The sequence below is a fragment of the Achromobacter mucicolens genome (assembly GCF_029866465.1).
In the GTDB taxonomy this organism is placed as follows: Bacteria; Pseudomonadota; Gammaproteobacteria; order Burkholderiales; family Burkholderiaceae_B; genus Achromobacter; species Achromobacter mucicolens.
This window is the reverse complement of sequence record NZ_CP123364.1, coordinates 1,035,329-1,059,152: the sequence shown is the minus strand read 5'-3', so window position 1 is coordinate 1,059,152 and position 23,824 is coordinate 1,035,329. Positions and strand designations below refer to the sequence as shown.

General features: G+C 64.0%; 24 protein-coding genes. 9 read left to right on the top strand and 15 right to left on the bottom strand.

Annotated features, from left to right (window positions below; translation table 11 throughout):
- Positions 1–35: 35 nt before the first annotated feature.
- A complete protein-coding gene (locus QEP15_RS04780) occupies positions 36–1,295 on the bottom strand; it encodes an O-antigen ligase family protein (protein ID WP_280148516.1) in 1,260 nt (419 codons plus the stop codon).
- 153 nt (positions 1,296–1,448) lie between these two features.
- Entirely contained in the window at positions 1,449–2,705 is a 1,257-nt protein-coding gene (gene icd / locus QEP15_RS04775; protein WP_175156822.1) for an NADP-dependent isocitrate dehydrogenase, read from the bottom strand.
- A gap of 205 nt (positions 2,706–2,910) precedes the next feature.
- Here icd and QEP15_RS04770 point away from each other — a divergent pair, with 205 nt between their 5' ends.
- Entirely contained in the window at positions 2,911–3,336 is a 426-nt protein-coding gene (locus QEP15_RS04770) for a DUF1841 family protein (RefSeq protein ID WP_062840390.1), read from the top strand.
- 65 nt (positions 3,337–3,401) lie between these two features.
- Here QEP15_RS04770 and QEP15_RS04765 read toward each other — a convergent pair whose 3' ends face one another.
- Both QEP15_RS04765 and QEP15_RS04760 read right to left on the bottom strand, forming a co-directional pair.
- On the bottom strand, positions 3,402–3,764 hold the full coding sequence (locus QEP15_RS04765; RefSeq protein ID WP_062840389.1) for a c-type cytochrome: 363 nt from the start codon (positions 3,762–3,764) through the stop codon (positions 3,402–3,404).
- A gap of 12 nt (positions 3,765–3,776) precedes the next feature.
- Positions 3,777–4,130, bottom strand: coding sequence for a c-type cytochrome (locus QEP15_RS04760; protein ID WP_056321309.1), 354 nt, complete (start codon positions 4,128–4,130; stop codon positions 3,777–3,779).
- Positions 4,131–4,305: 175 nt separating this feature from the next.
- Between QEP15_RS04760 and QEP15_RS04755 the strand changes: the two genes are divergently transcribed.
- Both QEP15_RS04755 and QEP15_RS04750 read left to right on the top strand, forming a co-directional pair.
- The gene (locus QEP15_RS04755) at positions 4,306–5,187 is read left to right on the top strand and encodes an AAA family ATPase (RefSeq protein WP_062840388.1); all 882 of its coding nucleotides are present in this window, start codon (positions 4,306–4,308) and stop codon (positions 5,185–5,187) included.
- 25 nt (positions 5,188–5,212) lie between these two features.
- Positions 5,213–6,385 (top strand): vWA domain-containing protein, encoded by a 1,173-nt coding sequence (locus tag QEP15_RS04750; RefSeq protein WP_280148515.1) that lies wholly within the window; start codon positions 5,213–5,215, stop codon positions 6,383–6,385.
- Positions 6,386–6,410: 25 nt separating this feature from the next.
- Here the strand turns inward: QEP15_RS04750 and QEP15_RS04745 are convergent, their stop codons facing one another.
- The 3 genes from QEP15_RS04745 to QEP15_RS04735 form a co-directional block, all read right to left on the bottom strand.
- Positions 6,411–6,968: a GNAT family N-acetyltransferase gene (locus QEP15_RS04745; protein WP_175156825.1), complete on the bottom strand. Its 558-nt coding sequence runs from the start codon at positions 6,966–6,968 to the stop codon at positions 6,411–6,413.
- A 115-nt stretch (positions 6,969–7,083) separates the two neighbouring features.
- Positions 7,084–7,464: a hypothetical protein gene (locus tag QEP15_RS04740; protein ID WP_056322693.1), complete on the bottom strand. Its 381-nt coding sequence runs from the start codon at positions 7,462–7,464 to the stop codon at positions 7,084–7,086.
- Between the two features lie 249 nt (positions 7,465–7,713).
- Entirely contained in the window at positions 7,714–8,313 is a 600-nt protein-coding gene (locus tag QEP15_RS04735) for a GNAT family N-acetyltransferase (protein ID WP_217617784.1), read from the bottom strand.
- A gap of 132 nt (positions 8,314–8,445) precedes the next feature.
- On the opposite strand from QEP15_RS04735, the gene QEP15_RS04730 reads away from it, so the two are divergent.
- From QEP15_RS04730 to QEP15_RS04720, 3 genes are all read left to right on the top strand, one after another.
- Entirely contained in the window at positions 8,446–11,193 is a 2,748-nt protein-coding gene (locus QEP15_RS04730) for a M16 family metallopeptidase (protein WP_280148514.1), read from the top strand.
- Positions 11,194–11,477: 284 nt separating this feature from the next.
- Positions 11,478–11,867: a DUF4148 domain-containing protein gene (locus QEP15_RS04725; RefSeq protein WP_062840384.1), complete on the top strand. Its 390-nt coding sequence runs from the start codon at positions 11,478–11,480 to the stop codon at positions 11,865–11,867.
- An 895-nt stretch (positions 11,868–12,762) separates the two neighbouring features.
- Positions 12,763–13,044, top strand: coding sequence for a DUF4148 domain-containing protein (locus QEP15_RS04720; RefSeq protein WP_056321290.1), 282 nt, complete (start codon positions 12,763–12,765; stop codon positions 13,042–13,044).
- Between the two features lie 87 nt (positions 13,045–13,131).
- Here the strand turns inward: QEP15_RS04720 and dnaJ are convergent, their stop codons facing one another.
- The 7 genes from dnaJ to hrcA all read right to left on the bottom strand — a co-directional run bounded on the left by dnaJ (position 13,132) and on the right by hrcA (position 19,876).
- Positions 13,132–14,262: a molecular chaperone DnaJ gene (dnaJ, locus tag QEP15_RS04715; RefSeq protein WP_056321287.1), complete on the bottom strand. Its 1,131-nt coding sequence runs from the start codon at positions 14,260–14,262 to the stop codon at positions 13,132–13,134.
- Positions 14,263–14,371: 109 nt separating this feature from the next.
- On the bottom strand, positions 14,372–16,297 hold the full coding sequence (gene dnaK, locus QEP15_RS04710) for a molecular chaperone DnaK (RefSeq protein WP_056321286.1): 1,926 nt from the start codon (positions 16,295–16,297) through the stop codon (positions 14,372–14,374).
- Positions 16,298–16,381: 84 nt separating this feature from the next.
- Complete coding sequence (locus QEP15_RS04705) at positions 16,382–16,786, bottom strand: thioredoxin family protein (protein WP_062840379.1); 405 nt, start codon at positions 16,784–16,786, stop codon at positions 16,382–16,384.
- A gap of 13 nt (positions 16,787–16,799) precedes the next feature.
- On the bottom strand, positions 16,800–17,357 hold the full coding sequence (grpE, locus tag QEP15_RS04700; RefSeq protein WP_175156611.1) for a nucleotide exchange factor GrpE: 558 nt from the start codon (positions 17,355–17,357) through the stop codon (positions 16,800–16,802).
- Positions 17,358–17,484: 127 nt separating this feature from the next.
- A complete protein-coding gene (locus tag QEP15_RS04695; protein WP_056321277.1) occupies positions 17,485–17,721 on the bottom strand; it encodes a hypothetical protein in 237 nt (78 codons plus the stop codon).
- Positions 17,711–18,826 (bottom strand): ferrochelatase, encoded by a 1,116-nt coding sequence (hemH, locus tag QEP15_RS04690; RefSeq protein ID WP_152383573.1) that lies wholly within the window; start codon positions 18,824–18,826, stop codon positions 17,711–17,713. The genes QEP15_RS04695 and hemH overlap by 11 nt, the downstream gene beginning before the upstream one ends.
- Positions 18,827–18,871: 45 nt before the next feature.
- Entirely contained in the window at positions 18,872–19,876 is a 1,005-nt protein-coding gene (gene hrcA, locus QEP15_RS04685) for a heat-inducible transcriptional repressor HrcA (RefSeq protein ID WP_062840377.1), read from the bottom strand.
- A gap of 140 nt (positions 19,877–20,016) precedes the next feature.
- Here hrcA and QEP15_RS04680 point away from each other — a divergent pair, with 140 nt between their 5' ends.
- Entirely contained in the window at positions 20,017–20,916 is a 900-nt protein-coding gene (locus QEP15_RS04680) for an NAD kinase (RefSeq protein ID WP_056321271.1), read from the top strand.
- 12 nt (positions 20,917–20,928) lie between these two features.
- On the top strand, positions 20,929–22,590 hold the full coding sequence (gene recN, locus QEP15_RS04675) for a DNA repair protein RecN (RefSeq protein WP_280148513.1): 1,662 nt from the start codon (positions 20,929–20,931) through the stop codon (positions 22,588–22,590).
- A 115-nt stretch (positions 22,591–22,705) separates the two neighbouring features.
- On the opposite strand, the gene fur is transcribed toward recN, so the two are convergent.
- Positions 22,706–23,125 (bottom strand): ferric iron uptake transcriptional regulator, encoded by a 420-nt coding sequence (fur, locus tag QEP15_RS04670; protein WP_056321269.1) that lies wholly within the window; start codon positions 23,123–23,125, stop codon positions 22,706–22,708.
- A 154-nt stretch (positions 23,126–23,279) separates the two neighbouring features.
- Between fur and QEP15_RS04665 the strand changes: the two genes are divergently transcribed.
- Entirely contained in the window at positions 23,280–23,816 is a 537-nt protein-coding gene (locus QEP15_RS04665) for an outer membrane protein assembly factor BamE (RefSeq protein WP_152383571.1), read from the top strand.
- Positions 23,817–23,824 lie beyond the last annotated feature (8 nt).

Below are 23,824 nucleotides of genomic sequence, written 5' to 3'. Positions count from 1 at the left end.
TCAAACCGGACGGCGGGACGACGCCCGCCCGTGCCCTATGCCCCGGGCGGGGCGACGCGTTGCGGCCGCGCCGTCGTCAGGGCAATCAGCGCCACCATGATGAGCGCATAGGTGGGCACGCTGCGCATATTGCGGAACATCATCTCGGTCATGCTGAACGCGCAGTAGCTCAGGCAGAACAAGAGCCCCATCTGCGCACCCACCCGGATCACCCGGTCGTCGCTGGCCAGGCGCCGGAAGAACACGCCCGCCGGCACCAGATACAGCGCCAGCATGCTCAACAGACCCAGCAGGCCGTATCCCGCCATGGCGGCCAGCAGGTCGTTGTGCGGCTCGCCAAAACCATCCACCACTTCCTGCGTCACGATGCCCTGCTTCTGCAGCTCGCGCAGTTCCTCGCGGAACCGGCTGGGGCCGATGCCCACGATCGGGCTCTTTTCGAACATCAGGAACGAGGCATGCCACAGCTGCAGCCGGATGCCGAACGACGTATCGCGGTTGGCCGACGTGGAAAAACCCTGAACGTCGTGGGTGATCTGCTGCATGCGGCTGCTGAAGGTCCAGATGGCCGCCGCGCTGGCGACCAGCGCCACGCAGACAGCCAGCGCGCAATACACCTTGTGGCGCCGGCGCCAGTTGCGCAGCCCAAGCAGAAAGACCAGGCCCAGAATGGGCAACAGCATCCAGCTGCTGCGGGTCTCGGACAGCCAGGTCGCGACCACGGCCAGCGCCACGGCCACCAGCTTGACCGCCGTTTCCAGGCGCGGCCAGCGCGAGCCCGGCCCCCAGCCCAGCGACAGCAAGGTCATGCCGCCCAACAGCAGCACCATGTTGGCAAAGGCCACGGCGTTGTAGCGTCCGCCCACCTCGACCACCGCGCCGCGGCCGCCCGAGAGCATCGTCACGATCAAGAGGATGGACCCGGCCAGCGCGCCGGCCAGGATGGTCCATTCGATATGGCGAAGCAGGCGTTGCGGCGCGCGCAGCAGCAACCACAGGACGGGGAGCGCCAAGGCAAAGCGAAGCAGTTTCTCAAGCTCGGAACTGCTCCACATGCCTTTCACGGCCGAGGTGATCAGCAGACAGGCCAGCGGCGACAGCAGCGCCAGGGAAAGGGGCCAGAGCGCGCGGAAATCCATGGGCTCGTAGCGCTTGAGGGCGTTCATGGTGATCGCGGTCAGGGCGATCAAGGCGCTCAGATACAGAACGGCGGGGCCGCCCACGGGGCTGGTCAGCGCCAGGGCGGGCATCAGCAGCACCAGCCAGGCGGCCAGGGTTACATACAGTCGGGGCACAACAATCAACCTGAAAAGAACAAAGCACGCACGATGCGCGTCATGCCGGTGGTTAGAGAAAACCCGCCGGCCATGAAGGCGGGCGGGTTTGGCGAAAGAGCGGGAGCCGGGCCTTGCACGGCAGACAGCCTTGCGGGGGGCCCTTTTCGCGGCTTACATGTTTTCGATCATCACCTGGCCAAAGCCGGAGCACGACACCTGCGTCGCGCCTTCGAGCAGACGGGCAAAGTCGTACGTGACCTTCTTGGACTGGATCGACTTTTCCATGCTGGAGATGATCAGGTCCGCCGCTTCGGTCCAGCCCATGTGGCGCAGCATCATTTCGGCGGACAGGATTTCGGAACCGGGGTTCACGTAGTCCTTGCCGGCATACTTGGGCGCCGTGCCGTGGGTGGCCTCGAACATGGCGACGGAATCGGACATGTTGGCGCCCGGGGCGATGCCGATGCCGCCCACTTGCGCGGCCAGCGCGTCCGAAATGTAGTCACCGTTCAGGTTCAGGGTGGCGATGACGTCGTATTCCGCGGGACGCAGCAGGATCTGCTGCAGGAACGCGTCGGCGATCACGTCCTTGACGATGATCTCGCGGCCGGTCTTGGGATTCTTGAACTTGCACCACGGGCCGCCGTCGATCAGCTGCGCGCCGAACTCCTTCTGCAGGAGTTCGTAGCCCCAATCGCGGAAGCCGCCTTCGGTGAACTTCATGATGTTGCCCTTGTGCACCAGCGTCAGCGACGTGCGGTCGTTGTCGATGACGTACTGGGCGGCCTTGCGCACCAGGCGCTCGGTGCCTTCGCGCGACACCGGCTTGATGCCGATGGACGAGGTGTTCGGGAAACGGATCTTCTTGACGCCGAGCTTGGTCTGCAGGAACTGGATCAGTTCCTTGGCCTGCTCGCTTTCGGCCATGTATTCGATGCCGGCGTAGATGTCTTCCGAGTTCTCGCGGAAGATCACCATGTTGGTCTTTTCGGGCTCGCGCACCGGGGACGGCACGCCCTTGAAGTACGCCACGGGGCGCAGGCACACGTACAGGTCCAGCTGCTGGCGCAGGGCCACGTTCAGCGACCGGATGCCGCCGCCGACCGGGGTGGTCAGCGGGCCCTTGATGGAAACCACGTAGTCTTTGACGACTTCCAGGGTTTCGTCGGGCAGCCACACGTCCGGGCCGTAGACCTTGGTGGCCTTTTCGCCGGCGTAGACCTCCATCCAATGGATCTTGCGCTTGCCGCCATACGCCTTCTCCACTGCCGCGTCGACGACCTTGATCATGACGGGGGTGATGTCGGCGCCCGTGCCGTCGCCTTCGATGAAGGGGATGACGGGCTGGTCAGGCACATTCAGCGAGAAATCGGCGTTGACCGTGATTTTCTGGCCGCCGGCGGGAACCTTGATATGTTGGTAGGACATGAATGCTCCATTTGCTCCGGGTGGTTTTTCTGCACGCGCCAGGATCGGACCACGTCCGATTCCGCGGGTCATACCGCCTCCTGCGAACCGCACACCGGATGGCGGATAGCAGCCCATTCTATATCGCAAAGCGCCGGGCGAAACCTGAGCTGCGTCGTGGGGCGGTAAAATAAAGCGACTCCATCCTGCTTTTGGCTCCCTCCCGATGTTCAATCCCTCCCGCGACCAAGTTCGCGAATTCTTTATCGAAACCTGGCGCAAGCACCGCGCCAACGAGGTCCTGACCCCGCTGGAGGCGATCGCGCTGGACTGGATCATCGAGCACCCGGAATACCACGCAGACCTCGAAAGCCCCGAGGCCATGACGGCCGAATACGCGGTGGAAAAAGGCCGGACCAATCCGTTCCTGCACCTGTCCATGCACCTGGCGATTGCAGAGCAATTGTCCATCGACCATCCGCCCGGCATCCGCCAGGCCTACCAGCAGCTGACGGCGCGCTCGGACGCGCACCACGCCGCCCATGAAATCATGGAATGCCTGGGCCAGGTCGTCTGGGAAGCGCAGCGCCTGGGCACGCCGCTGGACAGCGACACCTACATCGACCTGATCCGCCGCCGCGCCAGCCTCTGACCCAAACAAAAAAACCCTCGCACGCGAGAGTTTTTTGCTTGCACACCCGCTGCAGCGGGCGCGTCTTAGCGCCGGACGCCCAGGTCGCTGGGCAGCGACGCCAGCCACGCCGACACGTTGGAGATGTCCTGGTCGGACAGCTGCGTGGCAAAGGCGCCCATGATCGGGTTCTTGCGCACATTGGCCGTGGCCGCGCTGCCGGAGGCGCCACGCTTGTAGGCCTTCAGGGCATGCACCAGGTAATCGGCATGCTGGCCGGCCAGCGTCGGATAGGCGGGGTCCACCGCCGTCTTGGCGTCGGCGCCGTGGCACGAGGCGCAGTTGAATTTGTCGAAGACGGCCTTGCCGGCCGCCAGGTCCTGCGCCTGGGCGGCTGCGCCCGAAATGGCCAGGGTCGCGCCCGCAAGGGCAAGCATGGTGCGGTTCATGGTGTTGCCCCCTTACTTGAGATTCGAGTAGTACGCGGCCAGGTCGGCGATATCCTGGTCGGTCAAGCTGCCGGCAATCGCATCCATCGTGGGATGGCTGCGCGCGCCTTTCTTGTACTCGTTGAGGGCCGTTTCGATGTATTTGGCGTTTTGGCCAGCAATCATCGGAACATGGTAAAGCTCGGGAAACGATGCCTTGTAGCCTGGGATGCCATGGCAACCGATGCACATCGAAACCTTGTCTCGGGCATTCTGGACATTACCGACCGGCGCTGCGTCTGCAGCAACAGCCTGGCCGGCGATCGCACAGGACGCCATCGTGGCCAACACGGAAACCGTGTACTTCAGAGAGGTTCGCAACTTCATTGGAATGACTCTTCTTGGTATGGCTAAGGACTAGGGCCTGCTCACACGAAAAGGCCCTCTGCAAACACGTTGCGGGTGGAACCCAAAGCAAAACCGCCTGATTGTACGATAATTGCTCAGGATTAATACCTTGCGTTAGTGTTGATCCCAATCAAACCACAGAAGCCATCAGATCATGCCCGCAGCCCAGACCGCCTCCTCCGCCAAGCCAGTCCGCTTCGATGGCACCGACAGCTACGTCGCCACCGACGATCTCAAGCTCGCCGTGAACGCCGCCCTCACCTTGCAGCGCCCGCTTCTCATCAAGGGCGAACCCGGCACCGGCAAGACGATGCTGGCCGAGGAAGTGGCCCGCGCGCTGGGACGGCCGCTGCTGCAATGGCACATCAAGTCCACCACCAAGGCGCACCAGGGCCTGTATGAATACGACGCCGTCTCGCGGCTGCGCGATTCGCAGCTGGGCGACGAGAAAGTCCGCGATATCCGCAACTACATCGTGCAGGGCACGCTGTGGCAAGCGTTCCAGTCGCACGAGCCCGTGGTGCTGCTGATCGACGAGATCGACAAGGCCGACATCGAATTCCCCAATGACCTGCTGCGCGAACTGGACCGCATGGAGTTCCATGTGTACGAGACGCGCGAGACCATCTCCGCACGCCACCGTCCGCTCGTCATCATCACGTCCAACAACGAAAAGGACCTGCCCGACGCGTTCCTGCGCCGCTGCTTCTTTCACTACATCCGCTTTCCCGATCGCGACACGATGCGCGACATCGTGGCCGTCCACTATCCGGATCTGAAGCAGGACGTGCTGCGCGCCGCGCTGGACACGTTCTTCGCGCTGCGCGATGCGCCCGGCCTGAAGAAAAAGCCGTCCACGTCCGAACTGCTGGATTGGCTGCGCCTCTTGCTGGCCGAGGACGTCTCGGCCGCGCAGATCGACGCGCACACCGCCACCGCCGTGCCGCTGATGGCCGGCGCGCTGCTCAAGAACGAGCAGGACGTGCATCTTCTTGAACGCCTGGCGGCCATGACGCGCGGCGGCCAGCGCCGCTGATCCCGCATCCAAGGGCGGCACGCACATGCTGATCGACTTCTTCTATCACCTCCGGGCGCACAAGCTGCCGGTCTCGGTCAAGGAATACCTGACGCTGGTGGACGCCTTGCGCCAGGACCTGATGTCGCCCACGCTGGACGAGTTCTACTTCCTGGCGCGCGCCACGCTGGTCAAGGACGAATCGCTCTACGACCGCTACGACAAGGCGTTTGGCGCGTACTACCACGGCATCGAGGCCGCGTTGCCCGCAGGCAAGGAGATCCCGCTCGACTGGCTCATCAAGCAGTTCGAAAAAAGCCTGTCGCCCGAAGAAAAGGCCGCCATCGAAAAGCACGGCTGGGACAAGCTCATGGAGCTCTTCAAGGAGCGCATGGATGAGCAGAAGGAGCGCCACGCGGGCGGCAGCAAATGGATCGGCACGGGTGGCACGTCGCCCTTTGGCAACGGCGGCTATCACCCCGAAGGCATCCGCGTGGGCGGCGCATCGGCCGGCAACCGCACGGCGGTCAAGGTCTGGGACATGCGCCAGTTCAAGGACTACGACGACCAGGTCGAACTGGGCACGCGCAACTTCAAGGTGGCATTGCGCCGCCTGCGCCGCTTCGCGCGCCAAGGCGCCGATCTGGAACTGGACCTGGACGACACCATCGCCAGCACCGCGCGCAACGCCGGCCATCTGGACCTGCGCATGGTCCCGGAACGCCACAACACGGTGAAAGTGCTGATGCTGCTGGACGTGGGCGGCAGCATGGACGACCACATCGGCCGCGTCGAGGAACTGTTTTCGGCGGCCCGCAGCGAGTTCCGCAACCTCGAGGTCTATTACTTCCACAACTGCCCGTACGAAAGCCTGTGGCAAAGCAACCGCCGGCGCCAGAACGAGCGCTTCGACACCTGGGACGTGCTGCGCAAGTACAACCCGGACTGGCGCCTGATCATCGTGGGCGACGCCACCATGAGTCCCTACGAGATCCTGCAGCCCGGGGGCTCGGTCGAACACTACAACAAGGAACCCGGCGCCGAATGGATGCGCCGGTTGCTGGACGCCTGGCCCAAGTCGGTGTGGCTGAACCCCGAGCCCACGGCCTCCTGGCAGTACCGCCAGTCCATTGCCTTGATGCGCGACATCATGCAGGACCGCATGTATCCCGTGACCGTCGCCGGGCTGGAGCAGGCGATGCGGGTGCTGTCGAAGTAGAGGCCGAGGGCGCCAGCCGCCGATCTCAGCCGTCGACCGGGTTTGCCGGCGTGTTAAGCGTCAGTTGGTAAAAGGCCAGGTCGAGCCAGCGGCCGAATTTGAAGCCGGCCTCGCGGATGGTGCCGGCATGCACGAACCCCAGCTTTTCATGCAGCCGGATGCTGCCCTGATTGGACGCATCGATGCCGCCGACCATGACATGCACGCCATCGGCGCGCGCCCGTTCGATCAGGAGGCCCATCATCGCCTCACCCAGGCCGCGCCCGCGAAAGCGCCCGTCCACGTAGACGGAATGCTCGACCGAATACTTGAACGCCGGAAACGCGCGGAACGTGCCGTAGCTCGCGAACGCCATCAATTCGCCGTCTTCGTTTTCCAGTCCCAAGACCGGAAAACCGCCCTGCTCCTTGGCCTGGAACCAGCCCTGCATGGCCTCGCGCGGCCGCGGCTTGTAGTCGTACAGCGCGGTGGAGTTCGCGATGGCGTCATTGAAAATGGCCAGGATCTGGTCGGCGTGGCGCGCGTGCGTGCACGGGACCAGGGTGGTGCCTTGCGGGGCGCGGAGTTCGGCGGGCGTCGTCATGGCCGGGATTTTAGCGACCGGGCCGCGCGCCGCCTACAGGCGTGGACCGGGCACAGGGCGAAAAAAAACCGGCGATGACGCCGGTTCAGTGAAACGTTGCCGCTTCTGGCCACTCTCAGGCGGCGCGGCTCTCCACAGATCGATGCGCGCCGTTTCCCGCATGGCGCAAACCGGGGCACTGCCGCCATGCCAATTCGTCGGCGTCCATGTCCAGGTCGAACAAATCTTGCGCGGCGGGCCACGGATGGGAGCGCGCGGTGGCGCCCTCCATTTCAAGCACATGGCCGGCAAATCCGCGAGGCGATCCGCCGCACTCCGCGAAATACCGCTGGGAACTCAGGTCCACCACGTAGGTGGTCATGTCATGGGTCAATATGGCCACGTATTGGCCGTCATCACTGGCATAAGCGTACTGAAACTGTCCTTTGATGCCGTCGCCGTTCAGGGCATTGCCGGTCAGTTGGGACAAGGCACGCGTGACGATCTCGGTCAGCATGGGTCGTTCCTCCGTAGAATGCGCCAGCAGGATGCCGGCGGCGAAGGCGCGAACGACAAGCACCGGCGCCGCGCTGCGGCGGCGTCTGGCGTTGGACGGGAAGCCTGTAAAACGGCTGTCGCGCATCCCGTCAGCAACAGCGAATGCGTGCTTAAAAGCTTACACCCGCGACCGGAACCGATTCAAATCCCCTGGGAAATCAGCGTTGCTGCGCCGCAGCATCAAGCGGGATGCGGCTTCGCGCCGCGCTCATGCCGCCGCAAACACCGCACCGTCTGTAGCGCCCGCCGCGTCGCGCCGGCGGCGCCAGGCGTCCCGTCCGATGCGGTACAGCACATGGGCGCGCAAAGGATGGCCTGGCGGCACGGCGGGATGGTCGAAGGGCTGCGGGTCGGCCGCCATGCCCAAGCGGTCCATGACGGCGCGGGACCGCAGGTTGTCCGTGGCGGTGAAGGCGACGATCTCATCCAGCGCGACCTGCTCGAAGCCCACGCCAAGGGCCGCGCCGGCCGCCTCGCTGGCGTAGCCCCGTCCCCAGAATGACTGCGCGAGACGCCAGCCGATTTCCACCCCCGGCGCAAAGGGCAACGCAGGCGCCAGCGGCTTGATACCCACAAAGCCGATGAAGGGCGCCACGCCGGGCGCTTCCACCGCCCAGAAGCCCCAGCCGTGCTCGTCGATGCCCGCGGCCAGCCTGTCGGCCAGGGCATCGCTTTCCTGGGGCGTGAGCGGCAGCAGGAACTGCGTCACGGTCGGGTCCGCGTTCAGGGCCGCAAAGGGCTTGCGATCGGAAGCCCGCCATTGCCGCAGCACCAGGCGGGGCGTTTGGACTTCGACGGTCAGGGACATAGGCATTTCCTCGGCATTGCGGATGGCGCTGAAGCGATGCGGCGGCTTTGGCGGGAGGCCCGCCGCAGCGCCTGAACCATTGCCAACGTATACACTCCAACGGATTCTGCCATGCCAAAGGAATGATCCGCCATGCGCTTGTCCCTGTCGAAGCTGCCGCGCCCCCTGGGCATGCTGCTGTTTTCCTCCTTCCTGGCCTTTCAGGCCGGAGCCGCCAGCCTGCCGGCCGGCGTCACGGAGGCCGCCTCGATCGAAGGCATCACCGAATACCGCCTGGCCAATGGCCTGCGGGTGCTCCTGGTACCCGACGAATCCAAGCCGTCCACCACGGTCAACATGACCTACCTGGTGGGCTCGCGCAACGAAAACTACGGCCAGACCGGCATGGCGCACCTCTTGGAACACATGCTGTTCAAGGGCACGTCCACCACGCGTAACGCGATGGGCGAGTTCTCGCGCCGCGGCCTGCAGGCCAACGGGTCGACTTCCAGCGACCGCACCAACTATTTCGCCAGCTTCGCGGCCAACCCCGAGACGCTGAAGTGGTATCTCGGCTGGCAGGCCGATGCGATGGTCAATTCGCTGATCGCCAAGGAAGACCTGGACTCGGAAATGACCGTGGTCCGCAATGAAATGGAAAGCGGCGAGAACAATCCTTTCCGCATCCTGATGCAGAAGATGCAGTCGGCGGCCTACCAATGGCACAGCTACGGCAAAAACACGATCGGCGCCCGCTCGGACGTTGAAAACGTGGACATCGCGCAGCTGCGCGCCTTCTACCACGAGTACTACCAGCCCGATAACGCCGTGCTGATCGTGGCGGGCAAGTTCGACCCGCAGACGACGCTGGCGGACATCGAGGCCACACTGGGCAAGCTGCCCAAGCCCGACCGCAAGCTGCCGCCGGAATACACGGTAGAGCCGGCGCAGGACGGCGAGCGGTCGGTGACGCTGCGCCGCACGGGCGGCACGCCGCTGGTCGCGGCGATGTATCACATCCCCGCCGGCGCCAGCGCGGACTTCGTGCCGTTCGACCTGGCCACCACGATCCTGGCCGACACGCCGTCGGGCCGTCTATACCATGCGCTGGTTCCGACCAAGCTGGCCTCGGGCGTGTTCGGTTTCACGATGGAAAATCTGGATCCGGGACTGGCGATGTTCGCCGCGCAACTGACGCCGGGCAAGGACCTGGACGCGGCCATGACGGCGCTGACGGGCACGCTGGAGTCGCTCGACAAAAAGCCGTTCACGCAGCAGGAGCTGGACCGCGCGCGCAGCAAATGGCTGACCTCGTGGGAACAGACCTACAGCGACCCCGAACAAGTCGGCGTGGCGCTATCTGAAGCGATTGCCGCGGGCGACTGGCGTCTCTTTTTCCTGCAGCGCGACCGCGCGCGCCAGGCCACGCTAGCCGAAGTGCAAAAGGCCGCGACGACCTATCTGGTGCAGAGCAACCGCATCGAAGGCCGCTACATCCCGACCGAAAAGCCGGTGCGCGCGCCGCAGACGCAGCGCGTGGACCTCACGGCGGTGTTCAAGGACTACAAGGGCGATCCGGACTTCAAGGCCGCCTCGGCGTTCGATCCCTCGCCGGCCAACATCGACAAGCTGACCAAGCGCACGACGCTTGACCTGCCCAATGGCCCGGTGAAACTGGCGCTGTTGCCCAAGGCCACGCGCGGCAGCCGCGTGCAGGCGCAGATGCTGATTCAATTCGGCAACGAAAAGGACCTGCTGGGCCAACGCGTGAATTCCAGCGCGGCCGCCGACCTGCTGCTGCGCGGCACGGACAAGCTGACGCGCCAGGACATTCAGGACCGTCTGGACAAGCTGCAGGCCGAGCTGGGCTTTAGCGGCGGCGGCACGACGCTGAAGGTAGCGATGTCGACCAAGGGCGAAAATCTGCCCGAGCTGACGGCGCTGGCGCTGGAGATCATCCGCAACGCCAGCTTCCCGAAGGAACAGGTCGAGGAATATCAGCGTCAGCTCGAGACCTCGATCCAGAACGCGATGACGGAGCCGTCGGCCCTGGCCGGCCGTACGCTGGCCCGCCACGACAATCCGTGGCCTGCCGACGACCTGCGTTACGTGCCGACGTTCGAGGAGTCGCTGGCCAGCGTGCGCGCGCTGAATCGCGAGGCACTGGCCAAGTTCCACGCGAAGTTCTACGGCGCGGGCGACATCGAGTTCTCGGCGGTGGGCGATTTCGAGCCGGAAGCGGTGGAAAAATCGCTGCGCGCGGGACTTGCCGGATGGAAGAAGGCGCCGGCCTATACCCGCGTGCCGAACCCGTATCGCGACGTGCCGGCCAAGCAGTTCGACATCAATACGCCGGACAAGGCCAACGCGTTCTATCTGTCGCGCATGCCGCTGAAGCTGCAGGATACCGACGCGGATTATGCGGCGCTGTATCTGGCCAACTATCTGTTCGGCGCGTCGGAAACGTCGCGGCTGTGGAACCGGGTGCGCGAGACCGAGGGCCTGTCGTACAACGTGCGCAGCTCGCTGTCGGTATCGTCGTTCGAACCTGCCGCAAGCTGGAGCATCTATGCGATCTACGCGCCGCAGAATCGCGAGCGCCTCGAGAAGGCAATCAATGAAGAACTGGCGCGGGTCCTGAAGGATGGCTTCTCGGACAAGGAAATCTCGGAGGGCATCACGGCGCTGCTGAACTACCGCAATCTGGCGCGCGCGCAGGACGATGTATTGGCCAGCACCTGGCTGGACTATCTGGAGCGTGGCCGCACGTTTGCGTGGTCGGCCGAGATGGACAAGAAGATCTCGGCCTTGACGCCTGACGCGGTGAACGCCGCGCTGCGCAAGTACGTGCGTCCGGACGGATTCAGCACGGCGCTGGCGGGTGACTTCAAGAAGCCCTGACGCACAGCCGATTGCAAAACCCCTGCTTCGGCAGGGGTTTTTTTTGCATAGTGGATCTGCTCCCGTGAAGCGGGAAGGTGGGAAATGGATTCAACCATTCCATTGATGGGGGCAATTCGCCGCCTTGAATCGATTACTCGGTTATTTGGAAAGATGTTTTCAAGGAATAAGGGTTTATCCCAGGTGCGATGACGAGGACAATTCAGTTCATCGGGAACAGCAAACGAACACGACGGAGCGCCGCCGGATTCGGTCCCCATTTACGACGAATTGGAGGTCTCATCATGAAAACCCTAGCCACTACCCTTTTCCTATCCCTGGCCCTGGCCGGTGTCGGCGCACAAGCCGCCGGCGTCGAGCAAGCGAAGAGCAGCGCCCAGGTGGCGACTGAACTGCACGAAGCGAAAGTCAGCGGCCAGTACACCTTCGGCGAGCTGGACTATCCGCCCGCCCTGCCCCAAAAGACCAGCCTGAGCTCGCAAGAAGTGCAAGCCCAGCTGCAACAAGCCAAGGTCAGCGGCCAATACACGTTCGGCGAATTGCAGTACCCGCCGGTCGCTGCCGCCACGGGCGCCGCGAAGTCGCGCGCCGATGTCCAGCAGGAACTGGCGCAAGCGAAGGCCAGCGGTCAATACACGTTCGGCGAGCTCGAATACCCGCCGATCAGCCGGTGAGCTGCTTGCTGTAGCCCGGCCGGCCTCGGGCGGCATCATGGCCTGAGGCCGGTATTTTCGGCATACAGCGGCGGTTGAAGTAGCAGTAGTTGAAGTTGAAGTAGCAATCGAAGTTGCTGTGATGTAGTTGCAGTCAGCAGTTGAAGTTCGCAGTTGAAGTTCGCAGTTGAAGTTGAAGTTGCTGTACTAGTAGTTGCAGTTGCAGTAGTGAAGAGGCCGTGGCGATGCGTCGCGGTCTCTTTTTTTTGTCGGTTCAGGACTGGCGGGGATCTGGGTTCTTTTGGCGCCCGGCGCGGCCACGGCGCGCGGGGCCACGATTGCGGTCCGGAGCCTTCGCTCCGGACTTCCCCTGCCTCATCCTCGTCATCGCCTACGGCGATTCCTTCGGATTCCGTTGGGCTTATCGACGCCCCACGCACCGGGCGCCGCAGCCACACCGGGCTCGCGCCGTGGAGCACACGACGGGCGTCGGGGCGGGTGGTTTGCTTGGCGTTTTTTTCGCGGTTTTGGTGGTTCGGAAGATCTTGCCGGCCCGCGCTGCGTCGGCCGCGCGGGCGGCCTCGCAGCGCTTACGCGATGTGGTTCGGTTTCGGGTGCTCGCTGCGCGCGGAGGGCAAGCCGCGGGAAGCCGGATCTGATTGCGGGGTGGCGGTATCTGGCGGCAGTGGCAGGTGAATGCAGCGGGTTGGCAGCGGGTGGCTCCGGCATCCGCATTCCGCATATCCGTAATTTTTAGAAACCCTTCGATTTCTTGGCTATTTGGAAGGTGGTTTCATGCGTGCGGGTTTATTCGAGTTTCTTACGGTACGCCGCATCGGCCCTCTTGATATGTACTGGGTCGTGAGGCAGCGACGCGGGACTCGATCACTCTTAAAACAAACTGGAGCTCTCACACATGAAAATCCTGGCCACCACGCTGTTCTTTTCCCTGGCCCTGGCCAGCACCGGCGCGCATGCGGCGGGCGCTGAACACGGGAAGTCCGGCTCTCAGGTCGCGGCCGAGTTGCAGGAAGCCAAGCTGACCGGCCAGTACACGTTTGGCGAAATGGACTATCCCGCCGCTTTGCCCCGCACCTCCGGCCTGACCGAACAGGAAGTGCGAGCCGAGCTTCAACAAGCCAAGGCCAATGGCGAATACACCTTTGGCGAACTGGATTACCCGCCGGTCGCTCGATAAGCAGCCGGATGTGGGCGGGCCGATATCGAAAGGTCCGAAAAAAAGCCGCGACTCTCGTCGCGGCTTTTTTGCTGAAGATCGGCGTGATCAGCTGAAGAATTCCTTGACGCGGTCCGTCCAGGATTTGCTTTGCGGCGAGTGGCGGTCGCCGCCGTCGTTCAACGACGCTTCGAACTGGCGCAGGATGTTCTTCTGGTCTTCGCTCAGGCGCACCGGCGTTTCCACCACGACGTGGCAGTAGAGGTCGCCGGGGTAGCTGCCGCGCACGCCGCGGATGCCCTTGCCGCGTAGGCGGAAGGTCTTGCCGGATTGGGTGCCTTCGGGGATGGAGATCTCGGCCTTGCCGCCCAGCGTGGGTACCTGAAGTTCGCCGCCCAATGCCGCGGTGGTGAACGGGATGGTCAGCTCGCAGTGCAGGTCGTCGCCGTCGCGCTGGAAGATCTTGTGCTGCTTGATGTGGATTTCCACATACAAGTCGCCCGGAGGCCCGCCATTGATGCCGGGTTCGCCATTGCCGCTGGAGCGGATGCGCATGCCGTCGTCGATGCCGGCCGGGATCTTGACCTGGAGGGTCTTGTTGCGGCGGATGCGGCCGACGCCGTCGCAGGACGGGCACGGGTCGGTGATTTCCTTGCCGTTGCCGTGGCAGGTCGGGCAGGTTTGCTGGACGCTGAAGAAACCTTGCTGCATGCGCACGGCGCCCGAGCCGCCGCAGGTGCGGCAGGTCTTGGGCGAGGTGCCGGGCTTGGCGCCGGAGCCGTGGCAGGTGTCGCAGTTTTCCCAGCTGGGGACGCGGATTTCCGTGTCGAAACCGGCGGCTGCCTGTTCGAGGGTGATTTCCAGCGCGTATTTGAGGTCGGCGCCGCGATACACCTGGGGACCGCCGCCACGACGGCCACCGCCGCCGCCGCCGAAGATTTCGCCAAAGATGTCGCCGAACGCGTCGGCGAAACCGCCACCCATGCCCGCGCCGCCCATGCCGGCGGCATTGGGGTCGACGCCAGCGTGACCGTAGCGGTCGTACGCGGCGCGCTTTTGCTCATCGCCCAGGACCTCGTAGGCTTCCTTGGCTTCCTTGAACTTCTCTTCGGCTTCTTTGCTGTCCGGATTGCGGTCCGGATGGTATTTCATGGCCAGCTTTCGATAGGCCTTCTTGAGATCGTCGTCCGAGGCGTTTTTTGCCACGCCCAAGACGTCGTAATAGTCGCGTTTTGCCATGATCCGTGGGCTCGAAACCGAGCCTTCTTTTCAGTGCTACAGAATGAGTTCGCCCGGTAGGCGGATTTCTCCGGCTACCGGGCGGCAGAGGCAGGTCAGCGCCCGGCCATTATTGGTCGCGCTTGACTTCCTTGAAGTCGGCGTCGACGACGTTGTCGTCCACCGGCTTCGCGTTGTCGGCCGCTTGCTGCTGGCCGGCGGCTTGCTGCGCCTGCATGTCGGCGTACATCTTTTCGCCGAGCTTTTGCGATGCGGTCGACAGGGCTTCCACCTTGGCGTCGATCGCGGCCTTGTCGCCTTCCTTCAGCGTGTCTTCCAGGTCCTTGATGGCGGCTTCGATGCTTTCCTTTTCGGAAGCTTCGAGCTTGTCGCCGTACTCGGTCAACGACTTGCGGGTGGCATGCACCAGCGCATCGGCCTGGTTACGCGATTGGGCCAGTTCGGCAACGCGGTGATCTTCCTCGGCGTTGGCCTCGGCATCCTTGACCATGCGCTGGATCTCGTCTTCCGACAGACCCGAGTTGGCCTTGATGGTGATCTTGTTTTCCTTGCCGGTGCCCTTGTCCTTGGCGGACACGTGCAGAATGCCGTTGGCGTCGATGTCGAACGTGACTTCGATCTGCGGCATGCCGCGCGGCGACGGCGGAATACCTTCGAGGTTGAACTCGCCCAGGGCCTTGTTGCCCGCAGCGATTTCGCGCTCGCCCTGGAACACCTTGATCGTCACGGCCGGCTGGTTGTCGTCGGCGGTCGAGAACGTCTGCGAGAACCGGGTCGGGATCGTGGTGTTCTTCTGGATCATCTTGGTCATGACGCCACCCAGGGTTTCGATACCCAGGGACAACGGCGTGACGTCCAGCAGCAGCACGTCCTTGCGGTCGCCCGACAGCACGGAGCCCTGAATGGCGGCGCCCGCGGCGACGGCTTCATCGGGGTTCACGTCCTTGCGCGGATCCTTGCCGAAGAATTCCTTCACCTTTTCCTGAACCTTGGGCATGCGGGTCATGCCGCCGACCAGGATCACGTCGTCGATGTCGGAGACCTTCACGCCGGCGTCCTTGATGGCGACGCGGCAGGGCTCGATCGTGCGTTCGATCAGTTCTTCGACCAGCGCTTCCAGCTTGGCGCGCGTGATCTTCAGGTTCAAGTGCTTGGGACCGGAGGCATCGGCCGTGATGTACGGCAGGTTGATTTCGGTCTGCTGCGCGGACGACAGTTCGATCTTGGCCTTTTCGGCGGCTTCCTTCAGGCGTTGCAGCGCCAGCACGTCCTTGGACAGGTCAACGCCTTGTTCCTTTTTGAACTCGGCAATGATGTAGTCGATGATGCGCTGGTCGAAGTCTTCGCCGCCCAGGAAGGTGTCGCCGTTGGTCGACAGCACTTCGAACTGCTTTTCGCCGTCCACGTCGGCGATTTCGATGATGGACACGTCGAACGTGCCGCCGCCCAGGTCATAGACAGCGATCTTGCGGTCGCCCTTTTCGGTCTTGTCCAGGCCGAACGCCAGCGCCGCGGCGGTGGGTTCGTTGATGATGCGCTTGACTTCCAGGCCCGCGATGCGGCCGGCGTCCTTGGTGGCCTGGCGCTGGCTGTCGTTGAAGTAGGCGGGCACGGTGATGACGGCCTCGGTCACTTCTTCGCCCAGGTAGTCCTCGGCGGTCTTCTTCATCTTGCGCAGCACGTCGGCCGACACTTGGGGAGGCGCCATCTTCTTGCCGCGCACTTCAACCCAGGCGTCGCCGTTGTCGGCCTTGACGATGGCGTAGGGCATCAGGTTGATGTCCTTCTGCACTGCCTTTTCTTCGAACTTGCGGCCAATCAGGCGCTTCACGGCGTAGAGCGTGTTGCGCGGGTTGGTCACGGCCTGGCGCTTGGCAGGTGCGCCGACCAGAGTCTCGCCGTCATCCATGTAGGCAACGATGGAGGGGGTGGTGCGAGCACCTTCGGCGTTTTCGATGATCTTGACCTGCCCGCCGTCCATGACAGCCACGCAGCTGTTGGTCGTTCCCAGGTCAATGCCAATAATCTTGCTCATGGTGGGTTACCTTGATTATTAAATCTATGAAAAATTGGGGAAAACTGCTTGTCCCCCCATAACTGGGGCTGCCCAAAGGGTTTTTCAAGACGCCGGGCTGGAATTTTCGGCGCCCGATTCCTGCAGGCGGTGGATCGCCGCCGTGAACTGGGGCAATCCGGGCCAGCCGGTGATGCGCCCCAGGCGCTTGCCGGACCGGTACAGCACAAAAGTGGGGACGCCATGCAACGAAAAGCGGCGTCCCAGCGGTTCATCCGCGTAAACATCGGCTTCGAACCACGTCAGGCCAAGCCCTACCAGCGTTTCCTGGTGAAGCAGCGCCGCCTGTTTGAACAGATTGCAGTTGTAGCAATCCTGGCCCCACAGGAAGACACAGCGCAGGTCCGCCCCGGGCGCTTGCACCACGGCCGCATCGAATCCCGCGGTGTCGACATGGCGCATGCCGAACACCTGGAATACCTGGGCCGGGTCAAAGCGCGGGTCGGTCATGGTGGGACGCGGTTCAGCCCTGGCCGGCCGACACGACCACCAGCGCCGGGCGCAGGGTACGGTCGGCAATCACATAGCCCTTCTGCAGCAGTTGCACCACCGTGTTGGCGGGCTGCTCGTTGGGAATGGACGAAATGGCTTGGTGCTGGTGCGGATCGAACTTGTCGCCCTGGGCCGGCGCGATTTCCTTGAGCAGATTGCGCTCGAACGCGGCGGCAAGCTGCTTGAGGGTGACTTCGACGCCTTCGCGCAGGGTTTCGACCGTCTGATCGGGCTGGGCCAGGGCAGCTTCCAGGCTGTCCTTGACCGGAACCAGGCTTTCGGCGAACGACTCGATGCCGAACTTGCGCGCCTTGGACACTTCTTCCTGGGCGCGGCGGCGCACGTTTTCGGCTTCCGCGTGCACACGCAGAAGCTGGTCGTGCTGCTCGTTGACGGTAGCCTGGGCGGCGTCCAATTGGGCGCGCAACTCGTTCAGCTCGGCCTGCGCGGCGTCCTGGGCGGCGGGAGCCGCATCGGCGCTCTGGCCGACTTCGGGCGCCTGGTCAGCAGGCTCGTGGGGTGCCGTCATGGGGAATCCTCCAAAAAGAATGGCTTTCGCAGACATGAATGGGGGCCAATACCCCTAATTCAAGCCCGGTTAAGCGAAATATTCCCCGGGGCACGGCCCGAAGGCCGGGCGCCCGCTGACCGAACGGCTACTTCTTGCTGGGTTGGGCGGGGGCCACGGGGTCGCTGGCCGGAAAACTTTCCTTCAGCGCGCGGTCCACGCGCTTGTCATCGGCGTCCGGGTCCGAGGGAATCGCGACCGGGTCGCTGGCCGGGAACGTATCGGCCAGGGCCTCGTCCAGGTCATGTTCGACGCGGTCCTCGTCGACGGGAGTGGTGACTTTGCCCTTCTTGACCGTCTTTCCAGTCTTGGGATCATGGTGCATGCGCCTTCTCCTTCAAGTCCGTGGCTGCTGGTATCCACCCCTGCAAGTTTCGTTCCACCAGACCGGACAGCCCCGCGATCCAGGCCGGGTCGTCATTGATGGCAGGAATGTAACGGAACTGTTTGCCCCCCGCCTCGAGAAAGGCGTCGCGGCATTCCAGGCTGATTTCTTCCAGGGTTTCCAGACAGTCTGCCACAAATCCCGGGCACACCACATCGACCTCCGTGACGCCGGAGGCCGCCAGGGCCTTCAGGGTCGGCTCGGTATAGGGCTCCAGCCAGCGGGCCGAGCCGAACCGGCTCTGGAAGGTCACTTCGATCTGGTCGCGGGGCAGGGACAGCCGCTGCGCCAGGAGCCGGGCGGTTTCCATGCAGTCGCGGTAGTAGGGATCGCCCAGTTCGATGGAGTAGCGCGGCAGGCCGTGAAAGCTCATGACGAGTTTCTGCGGCTTGCCATGTTCGGCCCAGTAGCGCTCGATGCGCGCGGCAAGCGGGTCCAGGTAGGCGGGCTCGTCGTGAAAGCGCTTGATGAAGCGCATCTCCGGCTGATCGCGCAGCTTGCCCATGTAGCGGGTGACCGCGTCGACCACGGTGGCGGTGGTGCTGGCGGCGTACTGGGGATACAGCGGCACCGTCAGGATGCGCTCGCAGCCCTGCTTGCGCATGTTTGCGATCACCTGGGGGATGGAGGGGTTGCCATAGCGCATGCCCAGCTCGACCACGGCATCCACGCCGGCCGCCTGCAGGGCGGCGCGAACGCCGTCGGTCTGGCGTTGGCTGTAGACCATCAGGGGCGAGCCGCCCTCCATCCAGATGCCGGCGTAGCGCGGCTCCAGCCGCTTGGGCCGGCGCACGAGCACAATGCCGTGCAGGATGGGCTTCCAGAGGTAGCGCGGGATTTCGATGACGCGCGGGTCGGACAGGAATTCGCCGAGATACTTGCGGATGTCCTTGGGCGACGTCGTGTCGGGCGTGCCCAGGTTGACGAGCAGCACGCCGACCTTGCCGGGCACGCGCGGCGGCGGATCCTCGTTGAAGGGATCTTCTTGGTGGGGCTCAGGAAGGTAGCGCTCAGGCCAGAGATACTTGAACAGGCGAAGAAACACAAAAACTCCCCTTCCTCCGCAAGGAGGATGTAGCTTTGAATGGGACTACTGGTTGTGGCTGAGGGCGTTGGACAGCAGGCGCGCCGTGATGTCCACGATGGGTATGACCCGCTCGTAGGCCATGCGGGTCGGACCGATGACACCCAGGGTGCCGACCACCTTGCCGTCGACGCCGTAAGGCGCCGTGATGACGGAGACGTCTTCCAGGGGCACCAGTTGCGAATCGCCGCCGATGTAGATCTGCACGCCCTGCGCGCGGCTCGAGACGTCCAGCAATTGCAGCAGATCGGTCTTTTTCTCGAACAGCGAAAACATCTTGCGCAGCCGATCCATGTCGGACGCGATGTCGGTGACGTCCAGCAGCTTGCGTTCGCCCGAGATGACCACGGCGTCGCCGTCCTCGGCCGCTTCGGCGCTGGCCTCGACGGCGGCCTGCATCAGGCGCGAGATGTCTTCGCGCAACTGGGCCAGCTCGGTCGACAACGTCTGGCGCACGGCATTGAACGACTTGCCGGCGAAGTGCATGTTGAAGAAGTTGCCGGCTTCCAGGAGCTCGGATTCGGCGTAATCCCGCTGGACGAAAAGGATGCGGTTCTGCACGTCGCCATCGGGCGTCACGATGATGAGCAGGACGCGTTTGTCGGACAGGCGGATGAATTCGATCTGCCGGAACACCTGCGCCCGCTTGGGCGTGAGGACCACGCCGGCGAACTGCGTCAGGTTGGACAGCAGCGCCGCGGCCGCATTGACCGCGCGGGTGGGTTCGGCAGCCGAGAGCATTTCGCCCATGTTGTGCGGCTGCAGCTGGTACGACTGCACCGACAGCAGCGAATCGACGAACATGCGGTATCCGCGCGGCGTGGGAACACGGCCGGCGGAGGTATGCGGACTGTGGATCAGTCCCAGCTCTTCCAGGTCCGCCATGACGTTGCGGATGGTGGCCGGAGACAAGTCAAAGACTTTAGATAGCGTCCGCGAGCCGACTGGCTGCCCATCGGCGATGTAGCGTTCTATCAACGCTTTCAGTAAAGCGCGTGCGCGGTCATCCATAGCGGCTATTTTAGGGAATCTTTTCAGGTTGAGGCGATTTTTGTCCCGCAACACAATATACGGCCCCATATAATCGGCTAATTGGCCCATTCTGGGCATGTTCAGCTTTGCGGTTTCGCCCTTTTCATTCCTACGCAGCCATGCATTTTCCTATAGTCGCCCTGATCGGCAGATACCAGGACACCGGCCTGGACACACCGCTGAGAGCACTTGCGCACGCGCTGACGCAGGCGGGCCGCCATGTGCTGATCGATGCGGACACGGCGCGCAATACCGGGCTGACCGAATACCCCATCGCCACGCTCGAGGAAATCGGCAAGACCGCCTCGCTCACCGTGGTCATGGGCGGCGACGGCACCGTGCTGGGCGCCAGCCGCCATCTCGCGCCCTACGGCATGCCGCTGATCGGCATCAACCACGGGCGCCTGGGCTTCATCACCGACATCGCCCTGCAGGACGCGCACGCCGCGCTCGCCCGCGTGCTCGAAGGCAGCTTCCAGATCGAAGACCGCATGCTGCTCGAAGGCAGCGTGTGGCGCGGCGACCAGAAGATGTATTCCGCGTCGGCCCTGAACGACGTGGTCCTGAACCGCGCGGGCCGCGGCGGCATGATCGAGGTCCGGGTCGAACTTGACGGCGCCTTCATGTATACGCAGCGCGCCGACGGCCTGATCATCGCCACGCCCACCGGCTCCACGGCCTATGCGTTGTCGGCCAATGGCCCCATCCTGCACCCGGGCATGAACGCCATGGTGCTGGTGCCGGTGGCGCCGCAAACGCTGTCGAACCGGCCCATCGTCATCCCGGACACCGGCGTGCTCAACATGACGCTCACGGCCATGGGCCGCGTCGAAGTCGGCGCCAGCGTGCACTTCGACATGCAGACCTGGTCCGACCTGCAACCGGGCGACCGCATCGTCGTGCAGCGCGCGCCCTACACCATCCGATTCGTGCATCCCGAAGGCTACAGCTTCTTTTCCACCCTGCGCCGCAAACTGCACTGGAACCTGATGCCCGAAGCCTCCGACAACGTAGAGTAATTAGCGCCCCTTATGCTGCGCACCCTGCACATCCGCGACTTCGTCATCGTCGAACAGACCGAGATCCACTTTGGCCCCGGCTTCACCGTCTTTTCGGGAGAAACGGGCGCCGGCAAATCCATCCTGGTCGATGCGCTGGCGCTCACCCTCGGCGAACGCGGCGACGCCAGCATGTTGCGCGAAGGCGCGGCCCGCGCCGACATCACCGCCGTGTTCGACACCCCGGCGGCGCTGCATGCGTGGCTGGCCGAACGCGAAATCGACGCCGACGACGAACTCTCGCTGCGCCGCGTCATCGATGCGCAAGGCCGCAGCCGCGCCTACATCAACGGCACCCCCGCCACCGTGGCGCAACTGCGCGAACTGGGCAACAGCCTGGTCGACATCCATGGCCAGCACGCGCACCAGAGCCTGATGCGTCCCGACGCCCAGCGCGACCTGCTGGACGCGCACGGCGGCCACGGCGACCTTCGCCACGCGGTTGGCCAGGCGTGGAAGCAGTGGCGCGCCTTGGCACGCCAGCTGGAATCGGCCGAAAAAGACGCCGAAAGCCTGGCCTCTGAACGTGAACGCCTGCAATGGCAGGTCGACGAACTGGACCGGCTGAACCTCGGACTGGACGAATGGGACGCCCTGCAATCCGAGCACACGCGCCTCTCGCATGCGCAATCGCTGCTGGATGGCGCCTCGCAAATCCTAGAAATGCTGGACGGCGAAGGCGATTCGGCGCATCACCGCCTGACGGCCGCGAACCAGCGCCTGCAGCAGATGCTGCGGCACGATCCGGGCCTCAAGGGTGTCCATGACGAACTGGAATCGGCACGCATCGCCATCAGCGAAGCGGTGTCCGACCTGAACAACTACGTCAGCCGGGTCGACCTGGACCCCAAGCGGCTCGCCGACGTGGAAGCGCGGCTTGGACTGGTATTCGAGACCGCCCGCAAATTCCGCACCGATCCTGATGCCCTGTGCGAGCTGCGCGAATCGCTACATGCGGAGCTTGCCGCCTTGCAGGCCGCCGGCGACATCGACGCGCTGCGCGCCCAGGCGGCCGCGGCGCAGGCGCAATACGACGCGGCCGCCGCCAAGCTGACCACCGCCCGGCGCAAGGTCGCCAAGGATCTGGGCAAGCAGGTCACCCAGGCCATGCAGACGCTCGCGATGCAGGGTGGCCGCTTTGAACCGACGCTCGCGCCGTCGGCGCCGTCCGCGCACGGCAACGAACAGGTCGAATTCCTGGTGGCCGGTCACGCCGGCACCACGCCGCGTCCGCTGGCCAAGGTCGCCTCGGGCGGCGAACTGTCGCGTATCTCGCTTGCGCTGTCGGTCATCGCCAGCCGCGCGGCGCGCGTGCCCACGCTGATCTTCGACGAAGTGGACAGCGGTGTGGGCGGCGCGGTGGCCGAATCCGTCGGCAAGCTGCTGCGCGAACTGGGCGAACGCCATCAGGTGCTGTGCGTCACCCACTTGCCCCAGGTGGCCGCGTGCGCCAACAACCAGTTCCTGGTCAGCAAGGCCGAGTCCCGCGGCACCACCCGGTCCAGCATCGAACCGCTGGACGCCCCGGCCCGCGTCGAGGAAATCGCGCGGATGCTGGGCGGCATGAAGCTCACGGCCACCACCCGCGAACACGCGCGCGAAATGCTGGAAGGGTTCGGCCAGACAACGCCTTGAGTCTGCGGCCTGCCGGCGTCACTGGCCCCAACGCAAAAAGCCCCTTCACTCAGAAGGGGCTTTTGTTTTTGGCTACGCAGCCGGATGTACCGGCCTCACGGCTGCCCGCCCAGGCTTAGCGGCCTTTGAGGCAGCTGCCGCAGATGCCGTACAGCACCATCGCGTGGCTTTCCAGCGCGAAGGCGTTGTCTTTGGCGATCTTTTGCTGGCGCTTTTCGATCTCGGGATCCGAGAACTCGACGACCTTTCCGCAGTTGGTGCAGATCAGGTGGTCATGGTGGTCGCCGTCGTTGAGCTCGAAAACGGCCTTGCCGCTGTCGAATTGGCTGCGCGCCAGGATGCCGGCCTGCTCGAACTGCGTCAGCACGCGGTAGACGGTAGCCAGGCCGATTTCGACGTTTTCGCCGATCAGGGCGCGGTAGACGTCTTCGGCGCTCAGGTGCCGTTCACCCGATTTGCGGAAAATATCAAGAATCTTCAGGCGCGGGAAAGTCGCCTTCAAACCCATGTTTTTCAGTTCGCTTTGGTCGCTCATGGTGTAATCGCTCTCCGTCCGCGTTGGCATGGGCAAGGACTGGGGTCACCGCAAGCCGGCTCGCCGAATTCATGCCGCCTCGCGGAACTATCCTTATGAAACCTTTATGATAACGGTTTTGCTTGCTTCCAAATAATAGGGGCGCGTAGTGTCCATGTTTGCACGTATTCCCTCCCGCTCTCTGAAGACCGGTTTGGCCGTTGCCGCCCTGGCCGTCGCCTTGGCGGGCTGCACCTCGAACAAATGGGGCTTCCCGTACAAGGCGCCGGTCCAGCAGGGTAACTGGATCACGCAGGAACAGGTTGCGCTGCTCCAGCCCGGCATGACCCGTGAACAAGTCCGCTTCGCGCTCGGCAGCCCCACGCTCACCAGCGTGCTGCACGCCAATCGCTGGGACTACCCGTACTACTTCAAGCCGGGCTACGGCAACCCGCAAGAGCGCAAGTTCACCGTCTGGTTCGAAAACGACCGTCTCACGCGCTGGGAAGGCGACAAGCAGCCCGATCTGCAGCCCTACCAGATCAACACGCCGGACGCCGTTGCCGACGAAAAGACCGACAAGCGCCTGGCCCGGGACGAAGCCCGCGTCGAGCAAGAGCAGGACGAACAGAAGCGCGACGCCGATGCACCCGCCAGCCCGCTCAACCAGTATCCGGGCCAGCCCGGCATCTCACCCGAGCCGCTGCGTTAAATCCAAGG